This window comes from Dyella sp. Tek66A03 (assembly GCF_052567735.1).
Map to the genome: position 1 here is coordinate 1,928,433 of NZ_CP199584.1, position 13,820 is coordinate 1,942,252.

Below are 13,820 nucleotides of genomic sequence, written 5' to 3' on the forward strand. Positions count from 1 at the left end.
CGCCCGGCCATGGCCGGGCGTTTTGTTTTTGCCGAACGTGCTTCGCTCAGGCCTCGGCGGGTTCGGTCTGCGTCGCTGCGGTCGACAGATCGAAGCCTGTTTGACGCAGCGTGGGAAGATCCCAGCCACCCTTCGGGGAGAAGCGTTCGCCGTAGCGCTTGGCCAGTCGCTCCAGCTTGTTCTGCACTACCGGCGCGCCTTCGCTGCGCACGTACTGGATCGGGCCGCCACGGAAGGGTGCGAAGCCGGTGCCGAAGATCACGCCGGCGTCGAGCAAGTCGGCGTCGTCGACGACGCCCTCCGCCAGGCAGGCGACCGCTTCGTTGACCATGGGCAGGATCATGCGGTCCTGCAGGTCCGGTGGCAGCACATAGTCGGGATCGACTTCCGGCTTCTGCGGCTTGCCGTCCTGCCATACATACAGGCCCTGGCCGTCCTTCTTGCCGCGCTTGCCGGCTTCGAGTTTTTCTTCCAGTCCCGGCGGTAATTCGAGGCCGAGGAACGGTGCCAGCTCCCTGCCTACCGAAGCGCACACGTCCAGGCCTACCGTGTCGGCCAGTTCGATGGGCCCCATCGGCATGCCAAACTTCTTCGCTTCCTTGTCCAGCACCGGACCTGGCACGCCTTCGTTGTAGAGGCGCATGGCCTCAAGCAGATAAGGCATCAGGATGCGGTTGACGAGGAACCCGGGCGTACCCTTGACGGCCACCGGCAACTTGCCGATCGCCTTGCAGAAAGCGAGGGCGCGCTTCTCGGCGTCGGCATCGAGCTGGTCGTGGCGCACCACTTCCACCAGTGGCATCTGCGCGACGGGATTGAAGAAGTGCAGGCCAAGGAATCGCTGCGGTGCTTTCAATCCGACGCGGAGTTCATCCAACGGTATGCTCGAAGTGTTGGTGGCCAGCAGTTCGGCGGACTGGAATTGCGGTTCGATGATGGCGTAGAGCGCTCTTTTGGCGTCCGCGCTTTCGTAGATCGCTTCAATGGCAAGGTCGGCCGTGGCGACGCCCTTGCCGTCGACATCGGCGCGCAGTCGACGCGTGGTTGCCTCGATCTTGTCCGCCGTCTTGAGTTTCTTTTCGTAGAGCTGACGCGCGCGATCCAGCGCCGGCTGGATGTATTTCATCTCGCGGTCCTGCAGGGTCACATCGAAACCCTTGAACGCTGCCCACGCCGCGATATCGCCGCCCATCACGCCGGCACCCACGACATGCACGCGCTTGATGCCGTGTTCAGCGCCGCTGCCTTGGGCTTTCAAGCGTTCCTGCAGGAAGAAGATGCGGATCAGGTTTTGCGCGGTCGTCGTTTCCGCCAGCTTCGCCACCGAACGTGCCTCAAGCTTAAGGCGCTGCTGGATGCTCGAGCCGCCGCGCTTCCATACATCGATCAGGGCGAACGGTGCCGGATAATGCTCCTTGCGCACCTTGGCGGCCGTCTGCTTGATGACCATGGGTGCCAGTATCTGGCGGGCCAGCCAGGTATTACTGGCCCAGGCATTGGCGCGCAGCGCGAACGGGCGCGCATGCGGGCGACGGAGCAGGGCGCGGGCTTCGGCGAGCAACTCGGCGGGAGGAGCCACGCGGTCCACGATGCCCAGTGCCAGTGCCCGCCTGGCCGACAATGCCTTGCCGGTAAGCATGACCGGCAAGGCCTCGGTGGCGCCAATCAGGCGCGGCAGCCGGGCCGTACCGCCCCAGCCGGGATGGATACCCAACATCACTTCGGGCAGGCCGATGCGAGTCTTTTCATCATCCGCCGCGATGCGTTGGCCGCAGGCCAGGATCAGCTCGGTGCCGCCACCCATGCAGGCGCCGTGGATGGCGGCGACGGTCGGGCAGGGCAGGCGTGCCAGCGACTCGAATACGCGCTGGCCGTTCTCGATGTTCTCGAGCACGGTGCCATGCTGGGCATAGCTCACGAACTCCTTGATATCCGCGCCGACGGCGAAACCGAACGGCTTGGCCGAATGGATCAGCACGCCGGCCGGTCTTTCGATCGCCAGTCGTTCCACGATCTGGCCCAGCTCGTCCAGCACCTCGCGCGAGATGGCGTTGACGCTGCTACCCGCGCGATCGAGGGACAGGGTGACGATGCCGCTGTCATCCAGGTTCGTCTTCCAGTGATTGAAGCGCAAGCCTTCGAACATGGCGTATGGGGAGGGTGACCGGGAAGCCTTGCACGATACCTTCCCGTAGCGAGGAATGCGAGACGGCCCAAGGGCTGGCCAGGCAATCTGAAGATCCTGTAAACCCGCGACCTGTGCACTGCCGCATGGAATATCGAGCCGAATCCGGCGAGGCTTGCACGCCAGCCTTTGCTAAGGCCCTCAGACCCCGTAAGTTAGGCGCCGATGAGTACAGTCATTCCAAACCCCAGCATCCAGGCCGGCGCCGAGATCCTTGAGCGCATCCTGGCCGCGCGCGGCAACCTGATCGCGCTCGAGGGCGGGCAGGAGGTGGGGCTGATCGAGCAGATGCGTTTGTTGGTGCGCCGCAGCGGACAGGCAATCTATTTGTGGAACCCGGAAAACGGCCTGGGCAATTTGCGCGAAGAGCACAGCGGCCTGCCAGGTTCGCAGCGGTTGAACATCGCCCTGCGCTATGTCCAGCAGAGCAACCACTTCGGTATCTACCTGCTGCAGCGCCCGCCACTGCCCCTGGCCATGGGAGACGCCACCCTGCTGCGCCAGTTGGCGCGTGCCAACACCGGCCATGTGCGGAGAATCGTCTTGCTCGATCCGCCTCAGACCTTGGTTGCCAGCTTCAGCGACGTGATGGTACGCCTGAGCTGCCAGCCCGTGGCGGCCCAGCGCCCGCGTCTGCGTGACGGCCGTTGGTTGCTCTGACATGACCCAGCCTGCCGGCATCCTGGTCATCGCCGCCCAGCGCGAGTTGCGTCGCCTGTTGTTCGACACCTTCGATCGCGACGGGCACTTTGTGGTGCACTCGGCGCGGGACGCCACCCATGCGGGCATCCTGCTGGAGGGGCGGCCGGCGCTGGATCTCATCCTGATCGCGTTCGACGGCGACGGGCGCGATGCCCTGGCCGGCATCGAAGTGCTGCGTGGCCTGCCGGCTTGTGCGCAGGCGCCGTTGATCGCCGTACTCGACGATCAGGCCTTGCTCAAGCCTGCGGTGTTGCCCGCCGGCGTGGCCGACTGGCTGTACGCATCACAGGTTGAGCGCGAGTTGCTGGTGCGCTGGCAGCGGCAGCGGCTGCAACGGGCGTCGGCCGGGCCTGGCGCCACGCAAGGTTCCCGTGCGGACGTGGGCGAGGGTGACTACCGCTTTGCGTTCGACGAGGTCGACAGCGAGTGGTTGATCGTTGACCCGGTGCGCAGCCGGATCGTGGAATTCAGTCCTGCACTGGCCCGCCATAGCGGGCTTGCCGACCACGAACTGCGTGGCCGCCCCCTGCAGGAAGTGCTCACGTTTGCCGATGTCACGGCCGAACAAGTCATCGCCGAAGGGTCTCGACGCTGGTATCCCGGGCGTCGTCGCGGGGCGCGTGGCGTCGATAGTGGCGAGGCGAGTGCGCGTCCGGTGCGACACGCAGGGCACGATGCGGTAGCCCTGGTATTTCGCAGTGACCGCGCGAGCGTGCGCGCCGACGTGGCGCTGGGTCTGCTGACCCGCATGTTCGCTTCCGGTAGCGGTGACGAAGGCATCGTGGAGGCGGCACGCCTGCTCTATGAGGAAATGGGGCTGGACTATGTGGCGGTATGGTCGGGGCGACCGGATGACGGCAGCGCACCGATCCAGCTCGTGCAGTACTGGCGGGGCGAGGAGCAGGTTTGGCCCGGGCCGCACCTGCAGAGCTCGCTGCGCCTGGTCCTTGCGGGGCAGGCCATGCTGCATCAGTCCGATGCGGCGAGATTGGCTGCGGTGGATCCGTTGCTGGAGCAGCTGGGCCTGAGTGGGTTTGCCGGCTGGCCGCTGCAGGACGAGCGTCGCGCGGTGTTGGGCGCGTTGCTGGTGGGCACCCGTCAGCCGTTGCCGGCACTGCCCATCGTCCAGCCTGTATTGGCCTGTGCAGCGGTGCGCTTTGCCCACGCGCTGGAGCTGCGCCAAACCCGCGAACAAGGCCGTGCCGAGGGGCTGCTGGATGCGCTCACCGGGCTACCGAATCGATTGCTGTTCAACGACCGCCTCGACACGGTGATCCGTGAGGCCAATCGCACTGGCGAGTCGTTTGCGCTGCTGTTCGTGGACCTCGACCGTTTCAAGACCATCAACGACACCCTCGGTCATGCGATCGGCGACCAGGTGCTGGTGACCACTACGCAACGCCTGCGCGGCAGTGTGCGCGGCTCCGATACGGTGGCGCGTTATGCCGGTGATGAGTTTGTGGTGATTCTCCGCCACATCGTGAAGAGCGAGGACGTGCTGCGCATCGCCGAAAAGATCGTGCAGGTGATGGGCGCGCCGCTGCGGATCGACGATGGCACCGAGTTGCAGGTCACGGTGTCCATTGGCGTGAGTTTCTTCCCAGATGACGCCCCCGATGCCGAGACCTTGCTCAAGCATGCGGACGAGGCCATGTATGCGGCCAAGAGTCTGGGGCGCAACAACTATCAGATCTTCGAGGGCAGCGCCGAGCAGTCACAACAGCAGAACCTCGCGCTGAAATCCGGACTTCGCCACGCGGAGCACAAGGGCGAGTTGCGTGTGTTCTACCAACCGCAGGTGGATGCGGTGACCGAGGACATCGTCGGCATGGAGGCGCTGGTGCGCTGGGAGCACCCCGAGTTGGGTTTTATCGGACCGGGCTTCTTCATACCCTTGGCCGAGGAAACCGGCCTGATCGTATCGATCGGCGAGTGGGTGCTACGTACCGCTTGTCGTCATGCGCAGGAATGGGAGCGGCGCTTTGGCCTGCGCCTGCGCCTGGGTGTGAACCTGTCGGCGGTGCAATTGATGCAACCGAACCTGCTGGAGATCGTGGCGTCGGCGCTCGACGAGAGCGGGCTGGAGGCCAACCTGCTGGAGATGGAGGTGACCGAGAGCATCAGCATCAAGGCGGCTCCCAATCTGGTGGAGAACCTGCAAGGCCTGCATCGGCTGGGTTGTCGTATTGCCATCGACGACTTCGGTACCGGCGCCGCCTCGCTGGACTATCTGCGCAAGCTGCCGGCCGACCGCATCAAGATCGATCAGAGCTTTGTACGCAACATCGGCGTGGATCCCGATGACGAAGCCATCGTGCGCGCCACCATCGAAATGGCTCACCGTCTCAAGCGGGGCGTGGTGGCGGAAGGCGTGGAGCAGGAACAGCATAGGGAGTTCCTGCGTGCCAACCAGTGTGATGAACTGCAGGGCTTCCTGTTTTGCCGCCCGCTGCCCCAGCCGGCGTTCGAAAAGCTCTTGCTGGAGCGCCAGCACCTGCTTGCCGGTGTAAGCGGCACCGCCGCCTGACTTGCGCGAACGCGCCTCATCCCCATATCGATAGGCAATAGGCGCTAGTGCGCCCCGGTTGCCACGCCGGCGGGGACGGGGACATCCGGTAGCGGTGCGGTGCGCCCATGGCGTGCTCGCGCGTTTCAGGGTGATGCGACGCCTGAGGGCGTCTTTCCCCCGGCAGGGGTTGGTAATCATGTGCGGACATGCTGAACTAGGGCGCGTTGTTCTTGTCTGAGCAATTCACTCCTGTCCTGAGGCACCCCAAGCGCGTGGCAGCAACGACGAAGGAGATGGCCCGGATGGGCGAGAACGAACTGGACAGCGCGCTGGTCGAACGGGTCCAACAAGGGGACAAGCGGGCTTTTGACCTGCTGGTGCGCAAATACCAGCACAAGGTCATCGGGCTGGTTTCGCGTTACGTGAAGAACTATGCCGAGTGCGAGGACATTGCCCAGGAGGCGTTTATTCGCGCGTGGCGGGCTATTGGCTCGTTCCGCGGCGACAGTGCTTTCTATACTTGGCTGTACAAGATTGCCGTCAATACGGCGAAGAACCATCTGGTCGCCATGGGGCGTCGCCCGCCAGCGGACGATATTGCCATCGACGATGCAGCATTCGTGCCGGGTGCGGAGCGCATGCACGAAAGCGCCACGCCCGAGCGCGAGTTGATGCGACAGGAAATTGAACAAACCGTTTTTTCCACTGTCCAATCGCTGCCTGAGGAATTGCGGACCGCCATTACCCTGCGCGAAGTGGATGGTCTGAGCTACGAGGAAATCGCTGAGGCGATGGGTTGTCCAATCGGCACGGTACGTTCACGTATTTTTCGGGCGCGTGAAGCTATTGATGAAAAACTGCGGCCGCTCCTGTCAGACCGCGAGGATCGACACCATGAGTGATACCCAACGCGAAAACCTGTCTGCCGGTATGGACGGCGAGCTGTCGAGGGAGGAGCTGCGCTTTCTGTTGCGGCGGCTCGACCATGACGCCTCGTTGCAGCAGGCGTGGTCGCGCTTTCACGTCGCCCGCGACGGCTTGCGCCGCCAGCTCACGCCGCTGGCCGCGAGCGGCTTCGCGAGCAAGGTGATGCATGCGATCGAGCAGGAGGCCGTGGTGGTCCATGGCAAGCGTCGACACTGGTTGCACTGGTCGGCCGGTGGGGCGATCGCGGCCAGCGTGGCCGTTGCGGCATTGATGCTTGCCCAGCCTGCGGGCTCGGGGGCGGATCGGGCGATGCCCCAAACGGTGGCAGCGGCCCCGCACGACTCCACTTTCGACAGCGATTCGCGTCTGGCTCGTGCCGAAGCGCCAGCCACCGTGCCGCCCTGGGTTAGCGCCTATTCAGCCTCGCAGCTCAGTCAGCAGGCGTCGGCCACCCTGGACAGCGACAGCAATGGCAGTTTGCTGTACTCGCGCAACAACCTGACGCCGTATCAGTTGGATCGGTACCGTATTAACAACGGCGATGGCAGCTACCTGCTGCTGATCCATCCGGATCAGTCGATGCAGAAGTCGTCGACGCAGGCTCCTGCCACAGCTCAGTGACACCTGGCCGTGTGTCCGATGCCACGGCCTATCGCCTCGCCTTCCCAAGACTATCCGTCCCTGCCAGTCCGCCTAACGGGCTGGTAGGGGCACGCGCTTAAATCATCGATGGAGGAACCCATGAACCGTCTCACCCTGCGCACTCTTTCGTGTTGTGTCTTGATGAGCCTGGCACTGGCTGGTGGTGTGCAGGCACAGAGTGCGCCCGTTGCGCCGAGCCTGCCTGACTTCACCGGGATCGTGCAGAAGAATGCGCCGTCGGTCGTGCACGTCGAGGCGAAATACAACGGCAAGAAGACCAGCAAGAGCAAGTCGGCCGGCCGTAGTGGACCGGATGCGCCCGATGATAACGATCCGCAGATGGAGATGTTCCGGCGCTTCTTCGGCATGCCGTCGATGCCGTCTCCTGAAGAACAGCAACACACCTCGCTGGGTTCGGGATTCATCATCTCCAACGACGGTTACATCCTCACCAATAACCATGTGGTGGAAGACGCGGACACCGTCACGGTGCGCCTGCAGGATCGCCGCACGCTTACGGCCAAGGTGGTCGGTAGCGACCCGCAATACGACATCGCCCTGCTCAAGGTGGACGCGAAAGGCGGTTTGCCGGCCGTGAGCATCGGCGATTCGCGCGCGCTCAAGCCCGGTCAGTGGGTGCTTGCGATCGGGTCGCCGTTCGGTTTTGACTACACGGTGACGCAAGGCATTGTCAGTGCGGTGGGCCGCAACCTGGGCAGCCAGGACCAGCCCTACACCTCGTTTATCCAGACCGATGTGCCGATCAATCGTGGCAATTCCGGTGGGCCGTTGTTCGACCTGCAGGGGCGCGTGGTGGGCGTCAACTCGCAAATCTATTCGAATACCGGTGGCTACCAGGGTGTGGCGTTCTCCATCCCTATCGATGTGGCCATGAACGTGGTCAAGCAGATCAAGGAGAAGGGCTATGTCTCCCGCGGCGTCATGGGCGTGACGGTGCAGGCCGTGACCGACGATGTGGCAAAGGCCTTCAACCTGGACGCCGGCTCGGGCGCGGTCGTGACCCAGGTGATGCGGAGCAGCGGCGCGGAGAAGGCCGGTTTGCGTGCAGGAGACGTGATCCTCTCCTATAACGGCCAGAGCATCACGCAGAGTGCGGATCTACCGCCGCTGGTGGGTCAGACGACCCCTGGCAGCAAGGCAACGGTCGAGATTCTGCGTGACGGCAAAAAGCAGAATGTCAGTGTCATGGTGGGCGAAATGCCGCGGGACAAGAGTTCGCCCATGGCTGCCAATGACACCGACAAGCCGGCCGCGGGCCATGCTTCCAGTGCGCTCGGTCTGGCGGTCCAGGACCTGGATGGCGATGCCCGCCAGCAATTGGGGCTTGGCGCAGGTGAGGGCGTGGGCATCAGCGGCATTACCGGATCAGCGGCCGCCCGGGCGGGTTTGCAGCCAGGGGATGTGATCCTGATGGTCAACCAGAAAAAGGTTGGCAGCGCCGCCGCGTTCCGTGACGCCACCAAGGATGCCAAGCCGGGCGATACGGTACTGCTGCTGGTTCGTCACGGGGATCAGAGCGGTTTCATCGGCCTGACGGTCCCCGGGGGCAAACAGGATGAGTAAGACACGCTTCTGCCCCTTCTTCCTTCGGGTCGCCCGAAGGGGAGAAGGGGCCGAGCTGGCCATCACGCCCGGAAGACGCTTGTTCCATGCGATAATGCCGGGTTCGTATTGCCACTCCCGGCGATACGCTGCCTGCGCGCCGCGCAACGCAGTGAACGCAGCTAGCGTGCTCCATGGAACTGATTCGAAACTTCTCCATCATCGCCCATATCGATCACGGCAAATCCACGCTGGCCGATCGCATCATCCAGATCTGTGGCGGCTTGACTGAGCGCGAGATGGAGGCGCAAGTTCTCGACAATAATCCGATCGAGCGCGAGCGCGGCATCACCATCAAGGCGCAGTCCGTATCGCTGCCGTATACGGCACGCAACGGCAAGACCTATCAGCTCAACTTCATCGATACGCCCGGGCATGTGGACTTCAGCTATGAAGTCTCCCGCTCGCTGGCGGCCTGCGAGGGCGCATTGCTGGTGGTCGATGCCGCCCAGGGCGTGGAGGCGCAGTCGGTCGCCAACTGCTACACCGCCGTGGAAATGGGCCTGGAAGTCGTGCCGGTGCTCAACAAGATCGACCTGCCCACCGCCGACCCGGAGAAGGTGAAGGGCGAGATCGAGGCGGTGATCGGCATCGATGCCGACGATGCGGTGGCCGTCAGTGCCAAGACCGGCCAGAACGTGGTCGAGGTGCTGGAAGCCATCGTGGCGCGCATCCCGCCGCCGAAGCCTGGCGATACGGATCGCCTGCAGGCGTTGATCATCGACTCGTGGTTCGATAACTATCTTGGCGTGGTGTCGCTGGTGCGTGTGATCCAGGGCGAAATCCGCCCGGGCGACAAGCTGCTGGTGATGTCCACTGGCCGCACCCACGAAGTGGGTGAGGTGGGTGTATTCACACCCAAGCGCAAGAAGCTCGACAAGCTCTCGTCGGGCGAGGTGGGCTGGGTCAATGCATCGATCAAGGACGTGCATGGCGCCCCGGTAGGCGACACGCTGACCCAGGCCAGCAAGCCGGCGGACAAGCCGTTGCCGGGCTTCCAGACCATGCAGCCGCGCGTGTTCGCCGGCCTGTTTCCGGTCTCGGCGGACGATTACCCGGCCCTTCGCGAAGCGCTGGACAAGCTGCGCCTCAACGATGCGGCGATGTTCTTCGAGCCGGAAAGCTCCGAAGCCATGGGTTTCGGCTTCCGCTGCGGCTTTCTCGGCTTGCTGCACATGGAAATCGTGCAGGAACGCCTGGAGCGCGAATACGACCTGGACCTGGTCACCACGGCACCGACCGTGGTGTACGAGATCCTCAAGAGCGACGGCTCGGTGATGCTGCTGGACAACCCGGCCAAGCTGCCGGCGGCGCATCTGATGGAGGAGATCCGCGAGCCGATCATCGTCGCCAGTATCCTTACGCCGCCCGACTACATCGGCAACGTCATCACGCTATGCGAAGAAAAGCGCGGCGTGCAGCGTTCAATCCAGTACCTCGCCACCCAGGTGCAGATCAGCTACGAGATCCCGCTGGCCGAAGTGGTGCTGGATTTCTTCGATCGTCTGAAGTCCGTTTCGCGCGGTTACGCCTCGATGGACTACCACTTCGAGCGCTTCGAGGCCGGCCCGTTCGTGCGCGTGGACGTGCTGATCAACGGCGACCGCGTGGATGCGCTGAGCCTGATCTTGCATCGCGTGCATGCCGAACGTCGCGGTCGCGACCTGGTCGAGCGCATGAAGGAGCTGATCCCCCGGCAGCAGTTCGACGTGGCCATCCAGGCCGCGATCGGCGCCCAGGTGATTGCCCGTTCCACGGTGAAAGCCTTGCGCAAGAACGTGCTGGCCAAGTGCTACGGTGGTGACGTCAGTCGCAAGAAAAAGCTGCTCGAGAAGCAAAAAGAAGGCAAGAAGCGCATGAAGATGGTTGGCCGCGTGGAAATTCCACAGGAAGCCTTCCTTGCCGTACTGAAGGTGGACAAATAATAAAGCTGCGGATTCGGCGTCCCTCACGCCGAGCAACCTTGGAGTAGGGCATGGATTTCGATTTTTCGGCGATTTTGCTGGGCCTCACCGTCGTGTTTGGCGTGGTGTGGGGTCTGGACCGCCTGTTCTTCCACCAGCAGCGCAAGGCCAAGGCCGAAGCGGCGGGTGGAGAGGTGCGCGAGCCGGTGATAGTGGACTGGTCGCGCTCATTGTTTCCGGTCGTGCTGGTGGTGTTGCTGCTGCGTTCGTTCGTAGCCGAGCCGTTCCGCATTCCGTCCGGTTCGATGATGCCGACGCTCGACGTGGGTGACTTCATCCTGGTGAACAAGTTCGCCTACGGTCTGCGCATGCCGGCCTTCAACAATAAATTTCTGAGCCTCGGCGAGCCCAAGCGCGGCGATGTCGTGGTGTTCCGTTTCCCGGGGTATCTGTGCGAGGACGACGGCAAGCTGGTGCGCAGCGGCGACCAGAGCTGCACCGATCCGCATGCACCCGTACCCAGCCAGAACTGGATCAAGCGCATCATCGGCATGCCAGGCGATCGGGTGGAAATGCGCGGCGATCAGTTGCTGGTCAACGGCGAGCCGGTGGCGGCCGATCTTATTGGCCCCTACGAGGGTGATCCGAAGCGCCAGGAATCGCGCCTGATGCTCGAAATGGGCGCCACGGTGTGGAACGAGCACCTGCCGAACGGACAGGGCGGCGTGGTCAATCACCTGACCGCCCGCATGCCCAACTACGCCACCCCGCCGCCGCTGCCCAATGCCCGCGTGCCGCTGGTGGTGCCGCAGGGCTGCTACCTGGCGATGGGCGACAACCGCTATAACAGCACGGACAGCCGCTGGTGGGGTTGCATGCCAGAGCAGAACCTGGCCGGCAAGGCGTTCCTGATCTGGCTGAACTTCTACGACCTCAAGCGGATCGGTTCGATCATCCACTGAACGGCGTGATGCAGGTACGTGACCTGCGGGCGCGCTTAAGGGCAGAATCAGCGTCAACCGCCGTGGCCGGCGCACGGCGTTGCGCTGGCCGGGGCACGTTAGGGGTATCGCCGCAGCAGCGGCATAGCGAGGGGACTATGAAATCGAGGCAGTCGGGCATCACCCTGATCGGGTTTCTCGTGGTGTTGATCGTTGTGGGCTTCTTTGGCTTTATGGCCATGAAGCTGATACCGGCCTACACCGAGTTTATGGGTGTCAACAAAGCCATGAACGATATCGCCAGTGGCAGCCTGGAAGGCAGGTCGCTGGACGATGTCCGTCGCGATCTGATGAAGAAGATGGACTTCCAGTACGTGGACGATTCCACCATCAAGCCCAAGGACATCACGATCAAACGTGAGGGCAATGCGGCACATCTGAGCGTCGCGTACGACAAGCGCATTCCTTTTATGTACAACATCGACTTCCTGCTGCACTTCGAGAAGAGCGTGGCGTTGCAGGGCAATATCGGTGGTTAAGCACAGGCTAGTGATTTGACCAAACTCGCATACCGCTTTCGTGATCCGGCCCTCGGTCAGCTGGCCCTGACCCATCGGAGCGTGGGTAAGCCGAACAACGAGCGGATGGAATTTCTCGGCGACGCGCTACTTGGCGTGGTGGTGGCCGAGTTGCTTTACGAGGCTCACCCGAATGCCAGTGAAGGTGAGCTGTCGCGCTTGCGCGCCCAATTGGTCAATGGGCAGGCGCTGGCGGTCATTGCACGCGAGCTAGAGCTCGGCGACGAGCTCAAGCTCGGCTCGGGTGAACTCAAGAGTGGCGGTTTTCGGCGGGAATCGATTCTCGCCGATGCCTTCGAGGCACTCGTGGCAGCGGTCTATCTGGATGCCGGCTTCGCCGAATGCCGCGCCGTGGTCCGGGGGCTGTTCGAGCCCCTGGTGGCGGCCATTCCGCGTTCGTCCAAGGATGCCAAGACCCGCCTGCAGGAGCTGCTGCAGGCACGAGGCCGGCCGCTGCCGCATTACGAGCTGATCGACAGCCACGGCGAAGACCACGCCAAGACATTTGACGTATCCTGTGAAATCACCGAACCCGAGCCGATCCGGGCCGAGGGGCGCGGCAGCAGTCGCCGTGCCGCGGAACAGGATGCCGCAGAAGCCGTACTGCGCCGTTTGCAGGATATAACGGCCTGATTTCGGCCTACTCCAGGGCCTGCGCGGCCCTTGAAGGGCCCGCATAAGGCGTCGCCCCCGATAGGCGCGGATGCCGCGTCCCTTCAGCTGCACCGCTCGACGACCTTATCGCCCGGTCGCATAACGACTTACACTCTCTACCTCTCCCGTGTCTTGCGCGTAACCCACTCGCGCGGTCCACGAGGACACCCGAAGCAGGCTCTAACCATGAACGACAACAACGAATTCGACCTCGGCACACCGGCCGAACTTCCCCATGACGATTTCCGCTGTGGCCTGGTGGCCCTGGCGGGTCGACCCAACGTGGGCAAGTCCACCTTGCTCAACGCGTTGATCGGTTTTCGCCTGTCCATCGTCAGTCCGCGGCCACAGACCACCCGTCACCGCATCCTGGGCATCGCCACCAGCGAGGCCGGGCAGATCATGTACGTGGATACGCCGGGTCTCCATCGCGGCGCCAAGCGCGCGATGAACCGCAGCCTCAATCGGGCTGCGCGTTCGGCGATCAGTGAAGTCGACGTGGTCGTGCAGGTGATCGAGGCCGGGCGCTGGACGGACGAGGACGAGGCGCTTTATGACGCCCTTGTGGAACAGAAGGTGCCGCGTCTGCTGGTCATCAACAAGGTCGACCTGGCCAAGGAAAAGGCCACCATGTTGCCGTTCGTGGCTGATCTGATGGCGCGCCACAGCTTCGACGACGTGTATTACGTCAGCGCGCTCAAGGAGAAGGGCCTGACCGAGCTGCAGCAGGGCATTCTCAAGCGCTTGCCGGTGCAGCCACCCGTATACGGCGAGGACGAGGTCACGGATCGCAGTGAGCGATTCCTGGCCGCTGAAATGGTGCGCGAGCAGCTGATGTTGCGGTTGGACCAGGAGCTGCCCTATGCCACGACGGTGGAGATCGAGCAGTTCAGCGACCGTCCGGACGGCATAGCCGAAATCCATGCCGTGATCTGGGTCGAGCGCGATGGCCAGAAGGCGATCGTGATCGGCAACGGCGGCGCCCAGCTGAAGGCCATCGGAACTTCCGCGCGACGTCACATGGAGCGCACCTTTGAACGCAAGGTGTTCCTGCGCCTATGGGTCAAGGTTCGCGAGGGCTGGGTTGACGACGAGACCATGCTCAAGAAGTTCGGCTATACGGACTGAACGCGAGGCATGGTGAGCGCTGATTCG

Annotated in this window: 11 protein-coding genes; 10 read left to right on the forward strand and 1 reads right to left on the reverse strand. The window is 63.4% G+C overall.

The window, feature by feature from the left end; genetic code table 11:
* Nucleotides 1–46 precede the first annotated feature (46 nt).
* On the reverse strand, nt 47–2,146 hold the full coding sequence (locus ACT01B_RS08585; RefSeq protein ID WP_445146932.1) for a 3-hydroxyacyl-CoA dehydrogenase NAD-binding domain-containing protein: 2,100 nt from the start codon (nt 2,144–2,146) through the stop codon (nt 47–49).
* A gap of 204 nt (nt 2,147–2,350) precedes the next feature.
* Between ACT01B_RS08585 and ACT01B_RS08590 the strand changes: the two genes are divergently transcribed.
* The 10 genes from ACT01B_RS08590 (at nt 2,351) to era (ending at nt 13,793) form a co-directional block, all read left to right on the forward strand.
* On the forward strand, nt 2,351–2,845 hold the full coding sequence (locus ACT01B_RS08590) for a hypothetical protein (protein WP_445146933.1): 495 nt from the start codon (nt 2,351–2,353) through the stop codon (nt 2,843–2,845).
* Nucleotide 2,846: 1 nt separating this feature from the next.
* Entirely contained in the window at nt 2,847–5,414 is a 2,568-nt protein-coding gene (locus ACT01B_RS08595) for a putative bifunctional diguanylate cyclase/phosphodiesterase (RefSeq protein WP_445146934.1), read from the forward strand.
* A gap of 284 nt (nt 5,415–5,698) precedes the next feature.
* Nucleotides 5,699–6,298, forward strand: coding sequence for an RNA polymerase sigma factor RpoE (gene rpoE, locus ACT01B_RS08600; protein WP_445146935.1), 600 nt, complete (start codon nt 5,699–5,701; stop codon nt 6,296–6,298).
* On the forward strand, nt 6,291–6,944 hold the full coding sequence (locus ACT01B_RS08605; RefSeq protein WP_445146936.1) for a sigma-E factor negative regulatory protein: 654 nt from the start codon (nt 6,291–6,293) through the stop codon (nt 6,942–6,944). Before rpoE ends, ACT01B_RS08605 begins: the two co-directional genes overlap by 8 nt.
* Before the next feature lie 120 nt (nt 6,945–7,064).
* Nucleotides 7,065–8,549, forward strand: coding sequence for a DegQ family serine endoprotease (locus ACT01B_RS08610; RefSeq protein ID WP_445146937.1), 1,485 nt, complete (start codon nt 7,065–7,067; stop codon nt 8,547–8,549).
* 173 nt (nt 8,550–8,722) lie between these two features.
* Nucleotides 8,723–10,513 (forward strand): translation elongation factor 4, encoded by a 1,791-nt coding sequence (gene lepA / locus ACT01B_RS08615; protein ID WP_445146938.1) that lies wholly within the window; start codon nt 8,723–8,725, stop codon nt 10,511–10,513.
* Nucleotides 10,514–10,563: 50 nt separating this feature from the next.
* The gene (lepB, locus tag ACT01B_RS08620; protein WP_445146939.1) at nt 10,564–11,454 is read left to right on the forward strand and encodes a signal peptidase I; all 891 of its coding nucleotides are present in this window, start codon (nt 10,564–10,566) and stop codon (nt 11,452–11,454) included.
* 137 nt (nt 11,455–11,591) lie between these two features.
* The gene (locus ACT01B_RS08625; RefSeq protein WP_445146940.1) at nt 11,592–11,972 is read left to right on the forward strand and encodes a DUF4845 domain-containing protein; all 381 of its coding nucleotides are present in this window, start codon (nt 11,592–11,594) and stop codon (nt 11,970–11,972) included.
* A 15-nt stretch (nt 11,973–11,987) separates the two neighbouring features.
* Nucleotides 11,988–12,644 carry a ribonuclease III gene (gene rnc, locus ACT01B_RS08630; RefSeq protein ID WP_445146941.1) on the forward strand — a complete coding sequence of 219 codons (657 nt, stop codon included), beginning with the start codon at nt 11,988–11,990 and terminating at the stop codon, nt 12,642–12,644.
* Nucleotides 12,645–12,851: 207 nt separating this feature from the next.
* Nucleotides 12,852–13,793, forward strand: coding sequence for a GTPase Era (gene era, locus ACT01B_RS08635; protein WP_445146942.1), 942 nt, complete (start codon nt 12,852–12,854; stop codon nt 13,791–13,793).
* The last annotated feature ends 27 nt before the right edge of the window (nt 13,794–13,820 follow it).